20 protein-coding genes are annotated in these 21,688 nt (G+C 36.4%); 18 read left to right on the top strand and 2 right to left on the bottom strand.

The features are described from left to right. Position 1: 1 nt before the first annotated feature. The 9 genes from DEU40_RS05620 to DEU40_RS05580 all read left to right on the top strand — a co-directional run bounded on the left by DEU40_RS05620 (position 2) and on the right by DEU40_RS05580 (position 7,143). Positions 2–595 carry a DUF4291 domain-containing protein gene (locus tag DEU40_RS05620; RefSeq protein WP_110008933.1) on the top strand — a complete coding sequence of 198 codons (594 nt, stop codon included), beginning with the start codon at positions 2–4 and terminating at the stop codon, positions 593–595. A gap of 16 nt (positions 596–611) precedes the next feature. Next, the gene (locus DEU40_RS05615) at positions 612–1,040 is read left to right on the top strand and encodes an ADP-ribosylation/crystallin J1 (protein WP_110008932.1); all 429 of its coding nucleotides are present in this window, start codon (positions 612–614) and stop codon (positions 1,038–1,040) included. Further along, positions 1,030–1,845, top strand: coding sequence for a TIGR02452 family protein (locus tag DEU40_RS05610; protein ID WP_110008931.1), 816 nt, complete (start codon positions 1,030–1,032; stop codon positions 1,843–1,845). The genes DEU40_RS05615 and DEU40_RS05610 overlap by 11 nt, the downstream gene beginning before the upstream one ends. After that, positions 1,842–2,348 (top strand): O-acetyl-ADP-ribose deacetylase, encoded by a 507-nt coding sequence (locus DEU40_RS05605; RefSeq protein ID WP_110008930.1) that lies wholly within the window; start codon positions 1,842–1,844, stop codon positions 2,346–2,348. Before DEU40_RS05610 ends, DEU40_RS05605 begins: the two co-directional genes overlap by 4 nt. A 4-nt stretch (positions 2,349–2,352) precedes the next feature. Beyond that, positions 2,353–3,039 (top strand): SIR2 family NAD-dependent protein deacylase, encoded by a 687-nt coding sequence (locus tag DEU40_RS05600; protein WP_110008929.1) that lies wholly within the window; start codon positions 2,353–2,355, stop codon positions 3,037–3,039. Beyond that, positions 3,039–3,980, top strand: a complete 942-nt coding sequence (locus tag DEU40_RS05595) for an ADP-ribosylglycohydrolase family protein (RefSeq protein WP_110008928.1) — start codon at positions 3,039–3,041, stop codon at positions 3,978–3,980. The genes DEU40_RS05600 and DEU40_RS05595 overlap by 1 nt, the downstream gene beginning before the upstream one ends. Positions 3,981–3,990: 10 nt before the next feature. Next, the gene (locus DEU40_RS05590; RefSeq protein WP_110008927.1) at positions 3,991–4,533 is read left to right on the top strand and encodes an RNA 2'-phosphotransferase; all 543 of its coding nucleotides are present in this window, start codon (positions 3,991–3,993) and stop codon (positions 4,531–4,533) included. A 1-nt stretch (position 4,534) separates the two neighbouring features. Next, on the top strand, positions 4,535–5,263 hold the full coding sequence (locus DEU40_RS05585) for a metallophosphoesterase family protein (RefSeq protein ID WP_110008926.1): 729 nt from the start codon (positions 4,535–4,537) through the stop codon (positions 5,261–5,263). A 155-nt stretch (positions 5,264–5,418) separates the two neighbouring features. Continuing rightward, complete coding sequence (locus DEU40_RS05580; RefSeq protein ID WP_110008925.1) at positions 5,419–7,143, top strand: hypothetical protein; 1,725 nt, start codon at positions 5,419–5,421, stop codon at positions 7,141–7,143. A gap of 56 nt (positions 7,144–7,199) precedes the next feature. Here the strand turns inward: DEU40_RS05580 and DEU40_RS05575 are convergent, their stop codons facing one another. Then, positions 7,200–8,081 carry a cupin-like domain-containing protein gene (locus DEU40_RS05575; RefSeq protein ID WP_110008924.1) on the bottom strand — a complete coding sequence of 294 codons (882 nt, stop codon included), beginning with the start codon at positions 8,079–8,081 and terminating at the stop codon, positions 7,200–7,202. 447 nt (positions 8,082–8,528) lie between these two features. On the opposite strand from DEU40_RS05575, the gene DEU40_RS05570 reads away from it, so the two are divergent. Then, the gene (locus tag DEU40_RS05570) at positions 8,529–11,285 is read left to right on the top strand and encodes a carboxypeptidase-like regulatory domain-containing protein (RefSeq protein ID WP_110008923.1); all 2,757 of its coding nucleotides are present in this window, start codon (positions 8,529–8,531) and stop codon (positions 11,283–11,285) included. Positions 11,286–11,340: 55 nt separating this feature from the next. Here DEU40_RS05570 and DEU40_RS05565 read toward each other — a convergent pair whose 3' ends face one another. After that, positions 11,341–11,838: a DinB family protein gene (locus tag DEU40_RS05565; protein WP_110008922.1), complete on the bottom strand. Its 498-nt coding sequence runs from the start codon at positions 11,836–11,838 to the stop codon at positions 11,341–11,343. A gap of 180 nt (positions 11,839–12,018) precedes the next feature. Here DEU40_RS05565 and DEU40_RS05560 point away from each other — a divergent pair, with 180 nt between their 5' ends. The 8 genes from DEU40_RS05560 (at position 12,019) to DEU40_RS05525 (ending at position 21,465) form a co-directional block, all read left to right on the top strand. Continuing rightward, a complete protein-coding gene (locus DEU40_RS05560) occupies positions 12,019–12,924 on the top strand; it encodes a GLPGLI family protein (RefSeq protein WP_110008921.1) in 906 nt (301 codons plus the stop codon). Between the two features lie 133 nt (positions 12,925–13,057). Continuing rightward, the gene (locus tag DEU40_RS05555) at positions 13,058–13,312 is read left to right on the top strand and encodes a ferrous iron transport protein A (protein WP_082798751.1); all 255 of its coding nucleotides are present in this window, start codon (positions 13,058–13,060) and stop codon (positions 13,310–13,312) included. Then, positions 13,312–15,345 carry a ferrous iron transport protein B gene (feoB, locus tag DEU40_RS05550; RefSeq protein WP_110008920.1) on the top strand — a complete coding sequence of 678 codons (2,034 nt, stop codon included), beginning with the start codon at positions 13,312–13,314 and terminating at the stop codon, positions 15,343–15,345. The genes DEU40_RS05555 and feoB overlap by 1 nt, the downstream gene beginning before the upstream one ends. Positions 15,346–15,562: 217 nt before the next feature. Further along, positions 15,563–16,579, top strand: a complete 1,017-nt coding sequence (locus tag DEU40_RS05545) for a DUF4421 family protein (protein ID WP_110008919.1) — start codon at positions 15,563–15,565, stop codon at positions 16,577–16,579. A 68-nt stretch (positions 16,580–16,647) separates the two neighbouring features. After that, on the top strand, positions 16,648–18,030 hold the full coding sequence (gene glmM / locus DEU40_RS05540; RefSeq protein ID WP_110008918.1) for a phosphoglucosamine mutase: 1,383 nt from the start codon (positions 16,648–16,650) through the stop codon (positions 18,028–18,030). A 47-nt stretch (positions 18,031–18,077) separates the two neighbouring features. After that, positions 18,078–18,659 carry a Crp/Fnr family transcriptional regulator gene (locus DEU40_RS05535; protein ID WP_110008917.1) on the top strand — a complete coding sequence of 194 codons (582 nt, stop codon included), beginning with the start codon at positions 18,078–18,080 and terminating at the stop codon, positions 18,657–18,659. A gap of 247 nt (positions 18,660–18,906) precedes the next feature. After that, complete coding sequence (locus DEU40_RS05530; protein ID WP_110008916.1) at positions 18,907–19,875, top strand: zinc-binding alcohol dehydrogenase family protein; 969 nt, start codon at positions 18,907–18,909, stop codon at positions 19,873–19,875. A gap of 207 nt (positions 19,876–20,082) precedes the next feature. Continuing rightward, positions 20,083–21,465 (top strand): tetratricopeptide repeat protein, encoded by a 1,383-nt coding sequence (locus tag DEU40_RS05525; RefSeq protein ID WP_110008915.1) that lies wholly within the window; start codon positions 20,083–20,085, stop codon positions 21,463–21,465. Positions 21,466–21,688 lie beyond the last annotated feature (223 nt).

Here is a 21,688-nt window from a genome sequence, read left to right as displayed (position 1 = left end):
AATGAAAGAATTTGAAATAAGAGCAGATTATAAAAATGACACGCTGATTGTCTATCAAGCCTATAATGAAGCAATTGCAAAATCAGCCGTAGAGAATCAGAAATTTACAGCTCCTTTTTCATTCAACAGAATGACCTGGATAAAGCCCTCTTTTCTTTGGATGATGGAGCGCAGCAATTATGGACAGAAACCCAATCAGGAATGTACCCTGGCCTTACATATTAAAAGAGAAGCCTGGGAGAAAGCTTTAGGCAAAGCAATTCTTACTTCACCTGAAAAAAGGGTCTATCCCGATCCCCGAAAATGGGAAAAAGATTTTGAAAATGCCGGAATATATGTGCAATGGGATCCTGAAAGGAATATTAAAGGAGCAAAACTGAATTACCGTTCCATTCAGGTAGGAATCAGCCGCTCACTGATTGAGGAGTTCAATGAAGAATGGATTGTAAAAATAGAAGATTATTCTCCTTTGGTTAAGAAGATTCTGAATCTTACCAGGTCGGGAGAATTTGATAAGGCAAAGAAACTGCTGCCGGTAGAAAAAAATTATCCTTTGTCAAAAGTACTGGCTTACAGAATTGGAGCCACAGTATAACTAAATAACGAACGTCATGAAAACAACAACATTATACAGACCGGTAGGAGAAAAAGAAATGATCTTGATTATGGAAGGCGGATTTAAAAAATTTCCTCCAAGACTGGAATGGCAGCCCATTTTTTACCCAGTTCTTAATGAAGAATATGCTTCAGAGATTGCAGAAAAATGGAACACAAGAGATGAAGCCGGAAACTATCTTGGTTTTGTAACCCGGTTTGAGGTGTTGGAAAAAGTGACGGACCAATATCCTGCACAGAATGTCGGAGCTAGAAATCACAATGAATTATGGGTTCCTTCTGAGGATCTTAACAGCTTTAATAAGGCAATTGTAGGAGATATCAAAGTAATCAGAGTCTTTATAGGAGATGACTTTAAGAAAGCTGCAAGTGTTGAGTTGGAAGATTTGATGATCAACATAAAAAAAACTAACGATGACAAATAAAGGAATGGCAAAAGATACTTTGGATATCTTAGCTAAAAAATATTATATTAACGAACATAACGAAAAAATAAATATAGAAAACGAGCTGGAAATCAGTAAGAAAGAAACCGTTCTTTTCACTACGGAACAGCTTTCTGAATTGATAGAATCTCCGTTGCCGGAAATCAGTTTTGAAACAAAAATTGAAGCATGGAAGTGCAGTTCTTTAAAAGCAATTTTACAATTAGCCGAAGAAGAAAATCAGGAGAAGATTATGTGTCTGAATTTTGCATCAGCAAAAAATCCAGGCGGAGGATTTATCAACGGTGCGGAAGCTCAGGAAGAAAGCCTGGCAAGAACTTCCGGACTTTATGAAAGCTTACTTCAGGCATGGGATTATTATATCATTCACCGTGCAATGGAATCCTGTTTTTATACGGATACAATGATTTACAGCCCTAAAGTTCCTGTTTTCAGGATAGATAAGGGAGAGTTGCTTCCTAAGCCTGTTCTGTGTAATTTCATCACGTCTCCGGCAGTCAATGCAGGCGTGGTAAAACGTCAGGAACCAGAAAGAGCACATGAAATTCTTGATGCAATGGATCTTAGAATGGATAAAATGCTTTCACTGGCTTTACAACAAGGAAATGAAGTCCTGATTTTAGGAGCCTGGGGATGCGGTGTCTTCAAAAATGATCCAAAAGAAATTGCAGGATTATTTAAAAAGCATCTTCAGGGAAAATATAAAAATAAATTTAAAAGAGTGGTTTTCGCAGTGCTTACCAAGAAAGAAGAAATGCTGAAACCATTTGAAGAAATACAATGAAAATTGAATTAATAAAAGGGGATATCACAAAAATCCAGGCCGATGCTATTGTCAACGCAGCCAATTCTTCCTTACTTGGTGGAGGTGGAGTTGATGGTGCCATCCATCGGGCAGGAGGTTCTAAGATATTGGAAGAATGCAGGGCAATTAGAAACAGACAAGGAAAGTGTAATACTGGCGAAGCTGTCGTAACTACTGCTGGAAATCTTTCGGCAAAGTATGTTATTCATACGGTAGGCCCGGTTTGGAATGGTCATGCTGAGAAAGAATCAAAACTTCTTGCAAACTGTTATCATAATTCTTTGAAATTAGCGGAAAGCCTTGGTGTGAAAACCATTGCTTTTCCTAATATCAGTACGGGAGTTTATAGGTTTCCAAAAGAACTGGCTGGAAAAATTGCTGTAGATGCGGTCAGAAATTTTAAATCGGATATCATTGAGAAAGTTATATTTGTTTGTTTTGATGATGAAAATGAGATAATTTACCAAAAACTTTTAGATTAAACCCATGAAAAAACTAACCATATTAAGCGGTGCAGGAATCAGTGCCGAAAGCGGAATAAAAACCTTCAGAGACGGAGACGGTCTCTGGGAAAATCATAATGTAACGGATGTAGCAAGTCCGGAAGGCTGGAAAAAAGACAGAGCTTTGGTTCTGGAATTTTACAATCAGAGAAGACGCCAGCTGCATGAAGTACAACCTAACGAAGCGCATCAATTACTGGCGGAGCTGGAAAAATATTTTGATGTTCAGATCATTACCCAGAATATTGATGACCTTCACGAAAGAGCAGGATCTACTAAGATTCTTCATATTCACGGAGAACTGTTCAAATCATGCTCATGCAACAATAAAAACCTGATTTATCAACAGAAAGATGATATTAAAATTGGAGATAAAGCAGAAGATGGGGCACAATTAAGACCATTTATCGTTTGGTTTGGAGAAGATGTTCCTTTATATCAGACCGCTAGAGAAATTGTAAAAGAATCGGATATTCTGTTGGTAATCGGGACTTCTTTGCAGGTATATCCCGCAGCAGGGCTCATTCATGATATCAAAGATGACTGCCTTTTAATTGTCATCAATCCTAATGAAACGGGATTCGGATACGGACAGAGAGCTGTAGTAATGAAGGAAACAGCCACTCAGGGAATGAAAATATTATTTGATAAATTAGTCAATTTAGCCTGATGGAAAATAAGGTAAAAGCTGGAATTATGGGTGTTTGTATTGGAGATGCTCTTGGCGTTCCTGTAGAATTCAAAAAAAGAGAAGATTTAAAACGTTTTCCGGTAACAAAAATGCTGGAGTATATGTCATGGAACCAGCCCAAAGGAACCTGGAGTGATGACAGCTCTCTTACACTTTGCCTTGCTGATGAACTTTCCAAAAGATATGATCTGGAAAAAATCGGACAGAGTTTCGTAAAATGGAATAAATACGGTCACTGGACTGCCCATGGAAGGCTTTTTGACATTGGAGGAACGACAAGACATTCTCTGGCGAGATTAATCAAAGGTGAGAGTGCACGATTTTCAGGAAATATTTTTGAAGAAGATAACGGGAATGGTTCTCTGATGAGAATTCTTCCCCTCGCTTTCTATCTTGAGAAGGAAAATGATATTCAGAAACTCTATCTGACGGTAAAAGAGGTTTCTGCAATAACTCACGGCCATTTCCGTTCTGTTTTTGCCTGTTTCATCTATGTCATTTTTGCCATTCAACTGTTGAAAGGAAAGAATAAAAAAGAAGCATATGAGCAAACACAGAATATCACTTTAAAATATGCTGAAGAACAAGGATTTAATCCTAATGAAATTGAACTTTTCAGAAGGATCTTAAAAAATGATATTTCCAAATATCCTGAAGATGAAATTAAGAGCGGCGGCTATGTTCTTCACAGCCTGGAAGCCTCTCTATGGTGTTTTTTAAACTCAGAAAGCTATTCTGAAGCTGTTTTGAAGGCCGTCAATCTCGGGGAAGATACCGATACAACTGGAGCTATCACAGGAGGAATTGCCGGAATTTATTATGGATATGAAAATATTCCACAAGAATGGATTTCTGAGCTGGTGAGAAAGGATGATATTGAAGCATTGTGTGAGAAATTACACCAAAAATTAATGAATTAAAACACAATCCATGAACGAAATAGAAAAGAAAAAAATAAGTAAATTTTTAAGCCTGATCTTACGTCATCAGCCGGATAGTATAGGTCTTACCTTGGATGAAAATGGTTGGGCAGATGTGGAAGAGCTGAGAGCAAAATCAGCCCAAAAGAGAATATATTTTACTCCCGAAGAATTAGATGAGGTGGTAGAAACAAACAACAAAAAGCGTTTTGCTTTTAATGAAGATAAAACAATGATCAGAGCAAGTCAGGGACACTCTATTGATATTGACCTGGCTTTGGAAGCCAAACAGCCTCCGGAATTTCTGTACCATGGAACAGCAGAAGCCAATATTTCTTCTATTTTAGAAAAAGGAATTGAAAAAAGAAGCCGTCAGCATGTACACTTAAGTGCTGATAAAGAGACTGCTACCAAGGTTGGAATGAGACACGGTAAACCTGTGATTTTGACCATCAGAACCGGAACAATGCATCAGGAAGGATTATCTTTCTTTCAGTCTGCAAACGGGGTTTGGTTAACAGATTTCGTAGATGCAAAATATATTTCGAAGTAAAATGAGCAGAACATTAGTCATAGGAGATATCCACGGAGGATTTAAAGCCTTACAGCAGGTTCTGGAAAGAGCAGGAGTGATGAAAAATGATCAACTGATTTTCCTCGGAGATTATGTAGATGGTTGGAGCGAATCTTCACAAGTCGTACAGTTCTTACTGGAGCTTTCTGAAAGACAGGAATGTATTTTTATCAAAGGGAATCATGATGCATGGTGTGAAGATTGGTTGAATTTAGGACAAAAACCTGATGTATGGCTTTTCAATGGGGGAAAAAGTACAGTAGAAAGTTATGCTGAGTATTCTCTTGAAGATCTGGATATTCATCTCGAATTCTTTCAAAGGATGAAAAATTATCATATTGATGATCAGAACCGGTTGTTTATTCATGCCGGATACGCTTCCATGCACGGTCCTGAAAAAGAAGTGTACTCAAGCAATTACCGTTGGGACAGAACGCTTTGGGAAACTGCCGTGGCAATGGATAAAAACCTGTCGAAAAATTCTGAATTATATCCTAAAAGACTGCTATTGTATAAAGAAATATTCATCGGACATACGCCTACTCTTGATATTGGGATCAAAATACCAGCCAATAAAGCTAATATCTGGAATATGGATACCGGAGCAGCCTATACCGGATCTTTATCCATCATGGATATTGACTCCAAGCAATTCTGGCAAAGCGATCCGCTTCCTTTCTTATATCCAAAAGAAAAAGGGCGAAATTAATACTGTTGAGAACAAACCAAACAGGTTTTCAAAACCTGTTTGGTTTTTATCTGCAAAACAACTTTACCTTTTCAATCTTTTGCAATTTTGACTGCCAAGACATCCCCGTTTCTCATAAAAGATGATTAATTTTAAAGTCTGAAAATATGACTTCAATGAAACTGAAATATCTTTTATTCACATTAAGTTCTACCTTGTTTTTGGCTCAAAAATCATTTCAGACCCCTTTTGAAAAAGGGAACGGCAATCAAACTGTTACCTACGATGAAATGAATAGCTATTACCAGAATCTGGCTAAAAATTTCAATACCATTCAATACCTTAAAAAAGGAGAAGATGACAATGGAAAACCCATTTATGTAGTGGTTTATAATCCTTTTCCTGAAAAAGACCTTGAAAAATTAAGAAAAAACAAAGCCATTCTTTTTGTCAACAATGGAATTCACCCGGGAGAGCCGGATGGAATAGACGCTACCATGATGCTGATGAGAGATCTTGCGGCTAAAAAAATTAAAACTCCGCAGAATTTTGTTATTGCTGCTATTTCCGCTTACAATGTCAGTGGAATGCTGAACAGAGGGGCTTACTCGAGAGCCAATCAGAATGGACCGGAGCAGTATGGTTTCAGAGGAAATGCAAGAAATTATGATCTGAACAGAGATTTTATCAAGGCAGATTCCAAAAATGCCAGAAGCTTTCAGGAAATCTACCAATGGTTAAAACCGGATGTTTTTATTGATAATCACGTCAGCAACGGAGCGGATTATCAATATACATTCACCTATATTTCTACTTTTAAAGAACGTCTGGGCAATACTCTGGGGAATTACTTCTACAATGATTATCAGGCTAAAAATCTTGAAGATATGAAGAAGCTGGGCTATGAAAGTACTCCTTATGTCAACATTCACGGAGATGTTCCGGAAGTAGGATTTGCCTCATTTGAAGATTCTCCCAGATATTCTACAGGATATACTTCACTTTTCAATTCCTTAGGAACCGTTCCGGAAACCCATATGTTGAAGCCTTACGATAAAAGGGTAGATGCTACCTACAAATATATGTTGGTGAACCTGCAGAATTTGGATAAAGATTATCATACCATAAAGCAGCTCCGCATTGAAAATTTAAAACAGTATCAGGCCGGAAAACAATATGGAATCCGTTGGAAAATAGACTCCACAAAATTTTCAACGATGGATTTTAAGGGCTACGAAGGAAAGTACAAACCTAGTGAAGTTTCGGGGAAGCCAAGGCTGTATTATGACCGTAATAAGCCTTTTACAAAGAACATCAAGCTTTTTACAACAGCTGTTCCAACGGGATATATTACCATTCCGAAGTATTATGTCATTCCACAATCACAATATCGTGTAATTGAAGAATTGAAGAGAAACAATATTCAGATGAGTCCTTTGCAGAAAGACAGCACTTTGTCTGTTGAGTCCTATAAAATCAAAGATTTTAAAACCGTTAAAAACCCTTATGAAGGCCATTATCTGCACTTTGAAACGACGGTTGATGCTTCCCGTAAAAGTTTGCTGTTTTCGGCAGGAGATTATCTAGTTACTACCGATCAGCCAGGGGTAAAATATATTATAGAAACTCTTGAGCCTGAGGCATTAGATTCATTTTTCAACTGGAATTTCTTCGATGGAATTCTGGCGCAGAAAGAATACTATTCTGCTTATATTTTCGAAGATACAGCTGCCGAACTCCTGAAAAAAGATAAAAAGCTGAAAGAAGCCTTTGAAGCAGCGAAAGCGTCCGACAAAAAACTGTCCGAAGATGGAACTGCACAACTGGATTGGATCTACAGGCATTCTCCTTATTTTGAAGAGAAAACTTTCAGGCAGTATCCGGTTTACAGAGTGTTGTAATCAATTGATAATAAATAAACTAAAACAGGCGTTTCCATGGAAACGCCTGTTTTAGTTTATCTTGGTAAGCCTCTTTTCAAAGCTATTTCTGCTCTTTTGATCGCCATTTTCTCCTTCCAGTCCATGTATTTCTTTTTGAAATTAGACTTCATAATATCGTCAAATTTACGCTGTACAGTAAGATTCCATAGAGAATGTGCTTTTACAGCCCATGATTTGTCCCAGGCTCTTAAAGAAATTGAGAAACTTCCGTCCAGATACTTCATCCAATGCCACCATCCGGTAGGCATGAATAAGGTATCTCCATGTTCAAGGAAACACTCAATTCCTTCCACACCATCCAGTGCAGGGAACTTGGTGAAGTCAGGATTTTCAATATCATAATCTTCCAGGGCATAGGTTGCGTATGGAATCTGATACAGTCTTTCTTTCCATTTGTAATCAAAAAGAAGAATATGTTTTCTTCCGTTGAAGTGAGTATGGAAAATATGAGCCATATCAATGTCAAAGTGAAGGAATGTCACTGATCCTTTTCCACCAAAGAACATATTCGGATACTTATCCAGGAATCCTCCCATCAGGTCTTTAGGAGAAATATAATCTTCCAAAAGTTTCGGGGCATATTTTATAGGGTCGAAGAGAAAAATTCTAAGATCGGTTGGCTCTCGCTGGATAAGATCTATATAATCTCCAAACTTCATTTTTGCTGCAGATGCATTGATGGGAGCCGAAGGATCTGCCTTTGAGCTGTCGTATAGCGGTACCTCCACATCTCCTACAACTTCCTTCATATATTCCATCGTCCATTTTTGATAAGCAGGCCACTTTTTTGCCATATTTCTGATGACAACGGGCCTTCTTGGCTTCAGATATTTTTCGTAGAAATCTTCTTTAGAAATGTCTTCTACAACATCTATAGGCTTTAAAATAATTCCCATTTTATAAATTTTATGTTACAAAATTATTAAATATATATATATGTACCAGAGTTTAATTTTTTTTTAATCTATGATTCAAATCAGATTTTCCTATTTAGAATAAGTAAGAATATCAATTTTCTTACTTCCCTTTAAAATTGTTGTTTATGCCTTCAATAAGACAAAATCTATTCAGATTATGTTACACAAAATCAAAAATTAATTTCACTCTTCTTTTGCAGAATATTTATGCCAAAGATTATCTTACCATGAAATAGATATTCATAAAAAAAAGGGCGAATCGTTTTGATTCTTTTTTAATATATTTCTTTTTCATAGGAAAACAAAAATTTAAAAATTATCACTATGTTTGTAGTGATAAAAATTTAACCTTTAATCGTAAAACTCATCTTTATAAAAAGTGTAACAAAAAACAATAACCATTAACTAATTGAGCAAATAATAAGTATGAAAAAAAATATTTCTTTATTTCTGATGCTATTCTTTACTGTGCTTACTTTTGCGCAGAAAACGGTTTCAGGAAAGATCACCGATGATGATGGGGTCGCGATACCCAGTGCCAGTGTGACGATCGAAGAGCCCGGCAAAGACGCTATTCTTGCTTACGCTATTACGAACTCCAAAGGAGAATATAAAGTAACCTTCACTTCCGCTGAATCCAATGTGGATCTGAAAGTGAAAGCATTCAATCAGAAACCTCTTACAAAGCAAATCAGTAACAGCGACCAGACTCTGAACTTTAAAATGCAGTCTGAAGCTACAGAAATTAAAGAAGTACAGCTGAAAACCAAAATGATCACCGCAAGAGGTGACACCATTTCTTATGATCTTAAGGCTTTCAATAGTAAAAATGACCGAACCCTTGCGGATGTAATGAAGAAGATTCCGGGAATTGAAGTAAACAAGGACGGAACAATTCTTTATCAGGGAAATGCCATCAATAAATTCTACGTCAATGGAAAAGACCTTATGGAAGGAGGCTATGGAACCATCAACAACTCTCTTCCAAAAGATGCCGTACAGAAAGTAGAAGTTCTGGAGAACCACCAGCCGGTAAAAATACTTCAGGACAAAGTGCCTTCTGACCAGGCAGCTATCAATATCAAGCTTAAAAACTCTGTCACCATGACCGGGAGAGGTGAGGTAGGAACCGGTTTTGGAGATCCATGGCTTTGGAATGTAAAACTGACTCCCATGTTTTTCGGACAAAAAAGCCAATGGGTAGTCAATTATAAAACCAATAACATGGGTGAACAGGTGGAAAATGAGGGGAATATTCTGGCATTCGGAAGCTCATGGGAAGGAAGAAGAAGTAATATTTCTCAAAATAACTGGCTGAGTGTAGAGAATGCATCCGTGCCTGATCTTCCAGTAAAAAGATATTTGATGAACAGCGTTCATTATTTGTCAGCTAATTATTTAACAAATATTGATAAGAAGAAAGAATGGGAGCTTAAAGCTAACGCAAACTATACTAATAATGCGGTAGAAAGAGAATCGAACAGTGTTACCAGAGATATCCAGCAAGGAACACAATATACTACCAGATTCTTGAACAATTTTTATACAGATAAGCTGAAAGGAGAATTAATCTTTACAAAAAATGCAAAAAAAGGATTTTTCAAAAACACAACAACATTCTCTCAATTCTGGAATGCAGATAGGGCTTTTGCTGAAAGAAATGATAAGCAAGGTTACAGAATAGGAAACGAAGCTTTAGAATCACCTACAACATCTTTCCAGAACTCTTTAAGTACGATTATTCCCTGGAAAGAAAAGATGGTAAATTTTAAATCCTATATCAGCTATCAGAATGATAAGCAGATTTTAGAAATTTCTCCTGCGAGTTATTTACAGTTGCCATACAAACTTCCAAAGGCAAACCCCAATGACCCGAATGAAAAAGATCAATATGGTATTGTAAATTTTGCACCGGGCACTTCAGTATTACAACAGTTCAGAATAAAATCTTTAGATACATCGCATTCTGCCAATGTCAGTTTCTCCTCAAAAGGGTGGACATTTACTCCGCAGGTAGGATTTGACTTTTCTACAGATAAACTGACGACAAACTTTGATGGACAAGCAATTCCAAATCCTTCTGTTCAAAATGATGTTCCACCAAATTTTAATCAGAACATTTATGAAAATGATTTGAAATTTACGAGAATGAATCCATCTGCTTCTGTGGGAATTAATTATAAATCTGAATCATGGAGCTTATTTTCAAGTTTTCCTGTTAATTTTAATAATATTAAAGCCGAAGATGCATTTAGAAATGTTTCAAAATCTTTAAACAAGGTTACATTTACCCCTAATGTTTTTGCGCAATATTCATTTGCTTCATTCTTTAAAGCCAGTTTGAATGGAGGAATCAGCAATAATTTCGGAGATATTCAGACCGCTTATGCAGGGTATATTCTGACAAGTCCGGGAGGATTTAATAAAATGAATCCTAAAAATCCGATACCGGAAACCAATACAAAAAATGGAGGATTACGATTGGAGTACAGAAATCCGCTGAACAATCTGTTTTTTAATGTAGGCTATAGACTAAGTGATGCAAAAAATAACCTGTTGGCCTCAAGCATAGTTAATGAATCAGGATTTAGTGAAATTGAATATATAGAAAAAGAAAACAAAAGAATAAATAACAGTTTTTATGCAGAAATTGGAAAATATTTTCCGAAGTTTAAAACAAATGCATCATTCAGTTATAATAATACCACAACGAAATCTCAATCTATAAGAAATACAGATCTTATTGATAACAAAAATAATGGCAACACATTAGGATTTAAATTTAATAATACCTATTTCTCTTGGATGAGTGTAGATTTTAATGCTTCTAAAACATGGAATAAAACATCTAACATCTTCCTTACAGGAAATCAAGGAAAGACAGAAGGGTATAACCATAACCTGAACATTTTCTTTTATCCGTTAGAGAATCATACTATAGGATTTTACTGGGATCAGATCAATTCAAAATCTGCAGATGTAAAATATAACAATGGTTTCTTTGATCTTTCGTATCAGTTCTCATGGACTAAAAAGAAAGTTGACTTTGAACTAAAATGGATGAATATTGCAGACAAGAAAGTGTTTGAAAGAATCGATATTGATAATACAAATATCACACAAAGAAGTATGCAACTCCGCCCTAGTCAAGTGATGTTTACTGTAAAATTCAACTTTAAATAAAATAAAAACCAATCCATGTGGATTGGTTTTTTGTTGAGATATATTGAGATGTTAATTAAAAACTTTGCTGGTCTGCTGAAGGCCCATAGCTTCCCGGCAAAGGAATATTGTTCAATCTGTAATACACTCCCAGCTGAGCCCTGTGATGAGTAATCTGGTTTAAGGCATGGCGTATTGCCCCATATTTGCTCCAGCTTGCCAGCTCATGGCCGTCATTTTTAATCGTCCAGCTGGGATTCAGATCGTTTTCTGTACTGTTTTCTAATGCTGTTTTTGCTGACTGGTAATCATCTTCCAGTTTTTTCATCAGTTCATCTCTTGTAGAAAGAACGGTAGGTTTGTAGTCTCCTTTGGCAAAATCCAGTTCAGAAGTTTTTAAAATTGTGTTCGGCCATTCAAAAACTTCTACAAGATGGGTGGCAAGGGGCATCATTTTCATACTTTTTTCATGCGGAGCATAATCATTTTTCCCTTCAGGGAATAGTTCAATAAATTTTTTTGTGGTTTGAAATTCTCCCTCCAGTTCGGATTTTAATTGAGATAAAGTGTCCATAATATTTTGTTTTTTAGAAACTTAAAGGTAAGCGTTTTAAAAATGAAACTGTTCTAACAGAATCATAATTTTTTAAGTAGTAAAGATTGAAAAGGAAGAATATTTTTACTGGAAAATAAAATTTGAAAAAAACTGTAACAAAAGAAGACATATGATTACTAATTATATAAACTTGTTACAATGAAAAAGTTATTCTCTATATTTTTGATCACTCTGTTTGCTTTTGCAGGCGCTCAGGAGTCGAAAGAAACAGCCAACCGTTTCTTTTATGAACTGACTTTTAAGCCTAAGAAAGATTCAGCAAAATTGGATAAAGTCATTACAATTTTAGATATTACAGATAAAAACAGATCTATTTATCAGGATTATACAGTGATTGCTCAAGATTCTATCATGAAAATTGAAATGGAAGCAATTAAGAAATCAGGAATGATGAGAGACTTTTCAAAATCTCTTAAAACACCAAAAATTTCATCCAGAATATATAAGTCTTACCCAAGTATGAAAGTACAATACGTGGATAAGATAGCTAACGGATTTACTCCAACAAATATTGGTTATAGTGAAGAATTAAAATTCAATTGGAATATCTTGGCTGATAAACAAAAAATAGGAGAATATAACGCACAAAAGGCGACAACTGATTTTGGAGGAAGAACTTGGACTGCTTGGTTTAGTACAGATATTCCATTTCAGGACGGACCTTATAAGTTTTACGGGCTTCCCGGTTTAATTGTAAAAATTGAAGATGCTGATAAAAATTACTCTTGGGTATTGCAGGGAAATAAAAAAGTGAAAGATTATACGGAATTCTCTTACATTGAAAACTTAATGCATGCTTCAGGAGGAAAAGTAAATGAGTTAACAAGAGAAAAATTTGAAAAAACTTTTAATGACTTTAAAAAAGATCCGTTTTCTTCTGTAAGACCTATGATGACACAGGAAATGATGTCTAAAACCATCCCTGGAATGGATGGGACGGTAGGAGATATGATGAAAAAGCAGGAAAAGCAGTATAAGGATTTTTACAATGCTAACGACAATCCAATAGAAAAAGAACAGCCTTCTGACAAGAAGAAAAAATAAGACTTCATATCAACTAAATTATATTTTGAATCACCCCAGATACAGCAATGTGTTTGGGGTGATTTCTTTTATGCTAAAACGTTATTTAGATTAAATTTAAATAGCGTATATTTGCAGGACTAAAAATTAGGCTTTGAAAGAGAAAGGATTACATAAATTAAGTGGATTCCCTAAAAACAAAATGGGGAAGATATTGGGATATGATAACGACCATCTTAAAATGCCCAATAAAATTATTGAAATGGGACTTCTTCCGGAGACCATTTTCAGAATTTTGTATCAGGCTCCGTTCAGCGGGCCAATGTATGTAGAATTTGGAGCAGAAAAAAGCCGGATTGCTCTTCGTGAGGAAGAAGGAGATTACATCATTGTTGAAGAATTGAATTAATGCAGGAAAACAAGAAAAAACAGATACTTTTAGTCGGGAATCCTAATGTAGGAAAGTCAACGGTTTTCAACACGCTTTGCAACAAAAAGCAGAAGACCGGGAACTACGCCGGCGTTACCGTTGCAAGTCATTCGGGGAACTATGTTTACAAAAACGAAGAAGTAGAGGTGATAGACCTTCCAGGTTCTTACAGTGTATACCCGAGTTCAGAGGATGAGGCTATTTTTTCCAAATACCTTATTGATGAGCAGAAAAACTATGCAGGAGTTGTTTATATTCTTGAAGCATTAAGTTTAAAAAGAGGACTGCTTCTGTTTCAGCAGATTCAGGATCTTGGAATTCCTATGATATTGATTGTTAATCAGATTGACCAGGCAGAAAGAAGAGGAATTACCATCGATATTCAAAAATTTTCCGAAGCATTAGGGATAAAAATTATTCAGACCAATGCCAAAGAACAGATCGGAATTGATACAGTAAGGGAAGCTGTTTATAATAACGAGTTTGTAAAAACAGATCAAGTTTCTTTCGAAACCCCGAATGAACACAGAGATTTTATTCAGAAACTGGCGGCACATAAAGGTTTCGATAATGAATATAAAGCCTGGATGAGCCTTTCATTGGGAACTGATCTTGGAAGAATCAGCGGAGTAATGGAACAGCTGAATGAACCTGATTCTAAAAGCTTAGTACCGAAAAGGCTGCAGGTTCAGGAAACCGTAAGAAGGTATCAGAATGTGGACAAAATTCTGGCTGATGTCATCTCTAAAAAGGCTCAGTTCAAAGAATTATTAACCGAAAAACTGGATAAAGTTTTAGTTCATAAATTCTGGGGTTATGTAGTCTTTTTAGCAATTCTGCTGATTATTTTCCAAAGTGTTTTCTTCCTTGCGGAATACCCGATGACCTGGATTGAAGATGCATTCTCCTGGCTGGCTGCTTTTACCAGCGAACATCTTCCTGAAGGCCCCATTAATTCATTAATTTCAAATGGAATTGTTCCCGGAATCGGAGGAATTGTGGTTTTTGCTCCACAGATTGGAATTCTCCTGTATTTCCTTTATCTGCTTGAAGATTCAGGATATATGGCAAGAGTAGTATTCCTGATGGACAGATTACTTCGTCCTTTTGGGCTTAACGGAAAAAGTATCGTTCCCCTTGTGTCAGGGACTGCCTGTGCGATCCCGGCGGTGATCTCTACAAGAAATATTGAAAATGTAAAAGAAAGATTGCTTACGATATTGGTAACGCCTTTTATGACATGCTCTGCGAGACTTCCGGTATACAGTATTATTATCGGACTGATTATTTCAGAAGGAACATTTTTAGGAATAAAATATAAGGCACTGGTATTGATGGGGATGTATCTTCTTGGCTTCCTGGTCGCTTTATTCTCCGCATCAATTCTCAAAAGATTTATTAAAAGCAAAGGAAAAACATATCTCGTAATGGATCTTCCTGCTTATAAAAAGCCGCTTTTCGGATATGATTTTAAAATGGTTTTAGGAAAAGTATGGGAATTCATTACGGGAGCCGGAAAAATAATTTTCATCGTAAGTATCATTATCTGGTTTTTAAGCTATTTCGGGCCAAGCCAAAAAACAAACGAGTTTGTAGCCACAGACGTTCACCTGGATCATTCTTACCTTGCTAAAATGGGTAAAGGAATAGAACCTGTAATTGCTCCTCTTGGTTACGACTGGAAAATGGGTGTAGGAATTCTTACAAGTTTCGTGGCAAGAGAAGTCTTTGTGGGAACAATGTCTACGCTCTATAGCCTGGAAGATGATGCTCCGGAAGTGAAAGTAATTGATAAAATGAGAAGAGATGTAAAACCCAACGGAGAAAAAGTCTTCAGTTTTGCAACCGGAATTTCGGTGCTTCTTTTCTACGCATTTGCAATGCAGTGTGTTTCTACACTTGCAGTAGTCTACAGAGAAACCAAAAGCTGGAAATGGACCAGTTTTCAGGTAGTCATGATGACAGGTTTGGCATATTTTGTGTCGATGATAGTATATCAGATTTTAAAGTAATGGACTCATCATTAATTATTCAGTACGTACTTATTTTTTTAATTGTAGCATTCGCCTGTTACTCTTTATTTAAAGTACTTAAAAAGAATTTCGCTCCAAAGAAATTCAGCTCCAAAAGAACTCACTGCGATAAAGATTGCGGCTGTTCTTAATATTGGGTTCTACGGATATTGAAAAAAATGTAGTAATTTCATTTTTCTAATATAAATTATTCGGGTTGAACTTTTTAAAAGCAGGATTATTAATAGTATTTTCTTTACTGGCCATTTTCGGAAAGGCACAAACAGATACCATAAATACCAAGTCTTACGCAGACCAGGTAATGATCCGTGTGAATCTTGATACCAATATTGAAAGCTATGTTTTCTCATCAGGAGAAGGTAAGAATGCATTCAATATGGACCTGTCCATCAACAATAAAACGAAAACATCGTTTTCAATTGATTATAGAATAATAAGTGCGACAGTATCATTTGCTCCCAGATTTTTAGAGGGAAATAATGATGATGAAATGAAAGGGAAAAGTTCTTACTCCGACTTAAGCTTCAGATTTTTTCCGGGAAGATTTATTCAAAATGTTTATTATAAAAATGTAAAAGGCTTTTATGTGGAAAACATGAAAGACTTGTCTCCGGAATGGCAGGAAGGACGAGATCCCTATATTCAGTTTCCGGATTTAAGGGTACAAACCTTTGGTGGGTCTACATCCTATGTTCTTAATAAAAATTTTTCAGCAAGAAGTATCTATACACAAGGAGAATGGCAGAAGAAAAGCAGCGGAAGCTGGGTACCGTTTATAGATTATGATCTTACCATTTTCAGAAATATGATTGACGGAGTAAAAAACAAAGAAATACAATACAATATAGGAGGAAACATGGGATATTTCTATAATTGGGTTATTGGAAAAAAAGTAAATATTTCGCCTCATCTGGCTATTGGGATTGGAGGTAAATTCTCCAGTTACAGAGAGCTTGATAACGGATCAACAAAACAAAATGCCCAATATGCAACTATAAGAATGCAGGGCGGTCTTCATGTGGGTTATAATACTGACCGGTTTCTGTTCGGAGGTAAAATAAATTTTAAAAGCTATGCCTACGATCAGAAAAACAGCCAGAGTGTAGAGAATAATAACCTTTATGGACTGTTATATATAGGGTATCGTTTTGCGCCACCGAAAGTTGTGAAAAATACCTATGATAAAGTCCAAAAAAAGATTCCGGTTTTATAAGTTGAAGGGTCTTTTAAGTATCTTTGCGTTGGAAAATTTAGAGAAAACAAAATAAATTAAAAAACATCATGTCATTAATAAAATCTATTTCCGGAATTCGCGGAACCATTGGTGGTAAAGTAAATGATAACTTAACACCCCTGGATGTTGTAAAATTCGCATCCGCTTTCGGAACCTGGCTTCAAAATAATAAAAACAAAAAAGATCTTACTCTTATCATCGGAAGAGATGCCAGAATTTCCGGCCAAATGGTTTCTTCCTTAGTTACAGCTACATTACAGGGATTGGGGATTAATGTGATAGATCTTGGCCTTTCTACAACTCCGACTGTTGAAGTAATGGTGCCTGAGCTGAATGCAGACGGAGGAATTATCCTTACCGCTTCTCATAATCCAAAACAATGGAATGCCCTTAAATTATTAAACGAAAAAGGAGAATTCATCAGCGGTGAAAACGGTGCTGAAGTTCTGGCGCTGGCAGAAAGTGAAGACTTCAACTATGCAGAAGTTGATGATCTTGGAAAATATGAAACAAGAGACGATGCTTTCGATATCCATATTCAGCAGATCCTGGATTTGCCAATGGTAGATGTGGATGCGATCAAAGCGAAGAACTTTAAGGTTGTTCTGGATGCGGTAAACTCTACAGGAGGGATTGCTATTCCAATGCTTTTAGATAAATTAGGTTGTGAAACCGTTAAATTGTATTGTGAGCCTACAGGCCACTTCCCACACAATCCTGAGCCTTTAAAAGAACATTTGGGAGATATCTGCGAATTGGTGAAGAAAGAAAATGCAGATTTGGGAATCGTTGTAGATCCGGATGTAGACAGATTGGCCCTTATTGATGAAAAAGGAGAAATGTTTGGGGAAGAATACACCCTGGTTGCCGTTGCAGATTACTTACTGAAACATAAAAATGGAGTAGCTGTTTCCAATCTTTCTTCAAGCCGTGCTTTGAGAGATGTGGCACAGACTCACAACTCAGAATACTTTGCAAGTGCTGTAGGAGAAGTAAACGTTGTTACTTTGATGAAAGAGAAAAATGCAGTCATTGGAGGAGAAGGAAACGGAGGAATTATCTACCCTGATTTACATTACGGAAGAGATTCTTTAGTGGGGGTTGCACTGTTCTTAACGCATCTAGCCAAAGAAAATAAAACTGTCTCTGAACTGAGAGCAGGATATCCGGGCTATTTCATGGGTAAAAAGAAAATAGAGCTGACACCGGAGATTGATGTAGATGCGATCTTAAGCAAAATGGAGCAGGAATACAAGAATGAAGAAGTTTCTACAGTAGATGGTGTAAAAATAGACTTTGAAAACAACTGGGTTCACCTTAGAAAATCCAATACAGAGCCAATCATCAGAATTTATACTGAAGCTCAATCTCAGGAAGAAGCCGATCAGTTGGGAGATGATATCATTGCTAAAATCAAGAGTTTAATCTAATAATATAGGAAGAACGGGCATATTGTCCGTTCTTTTTTATATCAGAAATGTTTGAACATATCAAAGACAGATTTCCTTTCCCCAAAGAAAAGTGGAGAAAATTTCTGGGCAGTTTCGAACGCATGGAAGTTCCTTCCAAAACTTTGCTTTTAAAAGAAGGCGAGGTGTCCTGTAATGCCTATTATATTGAAAAAGGTATGGTAAGAGCCTGGTACAATAACGACGGAAAAGATATAACATTCCAGTTTTTTCTTGAAAGTACCATGTTTTCATCCCTTGAAAGTTTTAAAAAAGGCCTGCCGAGTATGGTGTCATTTGAGACCATAGAACTATGTATTTTATACAGAATCAACAAACCTGATGTGGAAGCTTTCTTAGAAGAAGTTTATGAAAATCCAGAGCTCAGAAATTTCTTTATGGATGCTCTTTTTGAAAGAGTATTCGATTATATGAAACATTTCTTTTCATTCATTAAAGACTCACCACAGCAGCGATACCTGAACCTTGTCAGGCAAAAACCGGAAATTATCAAAAGAGTTCCGCAGCATTATATAGCTTCCTATCTTGGGATTACAACCGTACATCTCAGCAGAATCAAAAGTAAAATATTGAAAGAAAGATTGAAATAAGCGGGAAGATGGAAGCCGGAAGCCGGAAGTTTAAAAAGAAACTGCATAAATTCTGACTCATCTTAAATGCAATGTTCGCAAATAATAACAATATCATGTTTCCTAGCGACCGCAGCGTTTTAACTGTTTTAACTCTATTACCGTCTTTATAAACCCCCAGCTTCCTTTCCCAAAATCCAAAACTCATAACAAATGTTATCGCTTCGCAGCCTTCTTCCCTCCTAATTTTACGTAAAAATTAAAAAGAATGAAAGCAGCAGTAGTATTTGAAAAAGGAAGTATTCCACAATATGCAGATTTTCCGCCCCCTGAAGTAAAGGACAATGAAATTTTGATTTCTGTAAAAGCAGCGTCGATTAAAAACCTCGACAGGGCCAGAGCAGGTGGAAATCACTATTCAACTGAAAACCAGGAACACCAGCCGACAGTTATCGGAACAGATGGAGCAGGATATCTTCAAAACGGAGATAAAGTGTATTTTTTCAGCAAAAAAGGGACGATAGCGGAAAAGGCCGTGGCTGATAAAAAAATGATCATTCCAATTCCTGAAGAACTGGATTTTTCTTTAGCAGCAGCCTTACCCAATGCAGTAATGGGATCTGCAATGGCCTTGAAGTTCAAAGCAGGATTGCAGCCGGGAAATACCATTCTGATTAACGGAGCAACAGGAATTACAGGAAGAATAGCTGTTCAGATGGCCAGATTATACGGAGCTGGTAAGATCATCGTTACCGGAAGAAATGAAGAATCTTTGCAGTCTTTACTTGAATTAGGTGCCGATGAGGTGATTTCACTCAGACTGGAAGATCATGATTTTAAGCAAAAAATAAAAGAAATTCATAAGGTAACCCCTATAGATGCTATCATAGACTATATCTGGGGACATTCTGTAGAAGTGTTATTGTCTGCCCTTAAAGGTGACGGAACCTTCTCCCACAAAACAAAACTTGTAACGATCGGAGGGATGAGCGGAGATACTATACAGCTGTCTTCACAGATTCTCAGAGGAACGGATATTCAGATTTCCGGATCAGGATTGGGAAGTTGGACGAAAGAAGAATCTCACCTCCTGTTCTCAAAAATCATCCCTGAAATGTTTCAGGCAGCAGCAGAAGGAAAAATTAAAATGGAAACACAGGATGTTGATATTAAAAATATCGAAACCGTATGGAATGCTGAGATACAAAGTGGAAAACGCCTGGTCATAAGAATTTAACCCCAATTTCCGTTTTTTTATCCACAATCCTTTTATCGGTTTTCTTTTTTTACTATTTTTATAATAGAAATTTATGAAATGGAATATTCAAAAAAAAGTTGCAACTTTGCATAAATATTTGAATATCAGTTTCAGATATATTATTAATTAAACGTTTGCCGAGGTTTGTAAGCAAATTCAGACATCAGGCCGACAAAGAGGACACTATTGGAAGAGTATTTTGGAAATGAACTTGTAAAAAAGTTCGAGGAAATGATGGAAAACAATGACGAATTCTACTTTGATACAGAAGAGTTGGAAGATATCATTGTTTATTATTTGGAGCTTGGTGATTTTAATTACGCTGACATGGCTGTTAATTATGGACTGAAGCTTCACCCTAATTCGTTGGATATTAAGATCAAAAGACTTGAAATCCTTCTGGAATGGGAAGACTATAATACGGCGAAAGAACTTATTGACGAACTGAAAGGCGCTTCTATGGAGAATACAGACTTTTTGGTTTGTTACGCCAAGTATTATTCGAACCTAGGAAATCCCAGAAAATCCATTGAAATCTGCAAAAAAGCTTTGACATTAGAGGAAGAAGAAAACTTTCTCCACAACTTTATTGCGGACGAATATGTGAATCTCGGAGATCCTTTTAACGCTCTTAAACATTACAGGAAAGCACTGAAGGAAGATCCTACGGATGAATATTCGCTGGAAAATGCTATGGTGTGCTTCAGTGACCTGAATAAGAGTGAGGAGGCTATTGCCTTTCTTAATGAATATTTAGATGAATTCCCTTATTCTGAAACCGCCTGGTTTGAATACGGACAATTCTATTTTAACAGAAAAAATTATGATGAAGCGATAAGAGGCTACGACTATTTACTGGCAATCAACTCAAACTCTGTAGGAGTATATGCCAATAAAGCAGCTTGTTATGAAGCTTTGGGACAATACCAGAAGGCGATCGAAACGTATGAAGAAATGCTGGAGCTGGAATACACAAAGGCATTTACTTTTTATAAGATCGGATTATGTAATAAGGCCTTAAAACAGCCTATTTTGGCTTTAAATGCATTCCAGAAATCATTAAGAGAAGACCCTCAGTTTTATCTTGCCATGATGGAACAATCTTATCTTTACGAAGAAATGGGCGGAATGTCTGAAGCATTGCATTTTGCCAAAGAAGCTACCCAGCTGAATGAAAACAATCTTGATTATCAAAAGAGATTAGCGTTCTTATTCATTGATTCAGGAAAATTTGAAGAAAGCCTTTCCTGTCTTAAAAAACTGGTAGATGCAGAACCTTCAAGGTTTTACAACTGGTATGCCTATTCAGAAGTTTTGATGTTGGTAGGAGAGTATGAAGATGCGGTAACAGTCTTGAACAGAGCCATAAAAAAGCATTACAGAGCAGAACTTTTTTATCAGCTGAGCAATTGCTACTACAATCTGAAAGATCAGGATAAAGGTTTTGAATCTCTTCAAAAAGCATTGGAACTTGACGCTTCTTTAGCGAAGGATATGCAGAAAAAATATCCTTTCATTAAAGATGAGGTGAAAAAGGTAAAAGCCAGTAAAGTGAAGAAAAAGAACTAGAATAATCTGAAATAAAAGAAAAACCTGCAGAAATGCAGGTTTTTTTTATGGATGTCTCGTCCTGAAAAAGGTTGACTAAAAAACCATAAAATTAGTCATCCTTATGAATCTAAAAAAAACATCGTCCCCTGTCCAAGAATACAGTGAGGCATTCAAACGACAAGTTGTCTCTGAATATGAACGGGGATTATATACAAAATCCCAATTGCAAACTCGATACAAT

Source organism: Chryseobacterium sp. AG844 (assembly GCF_003182335.1).
GTDB lineage: Bacteria > Bacteroidota > Bacteroidia > Flavobacteriales > Weeksellaceae > Chryseobacterium > Chryseobacterium cupriresistens.
Note: the sequence above shows the minus strand (reverse complement) of the source record. Positions and strands in the feature narration are given on the sequence as shown.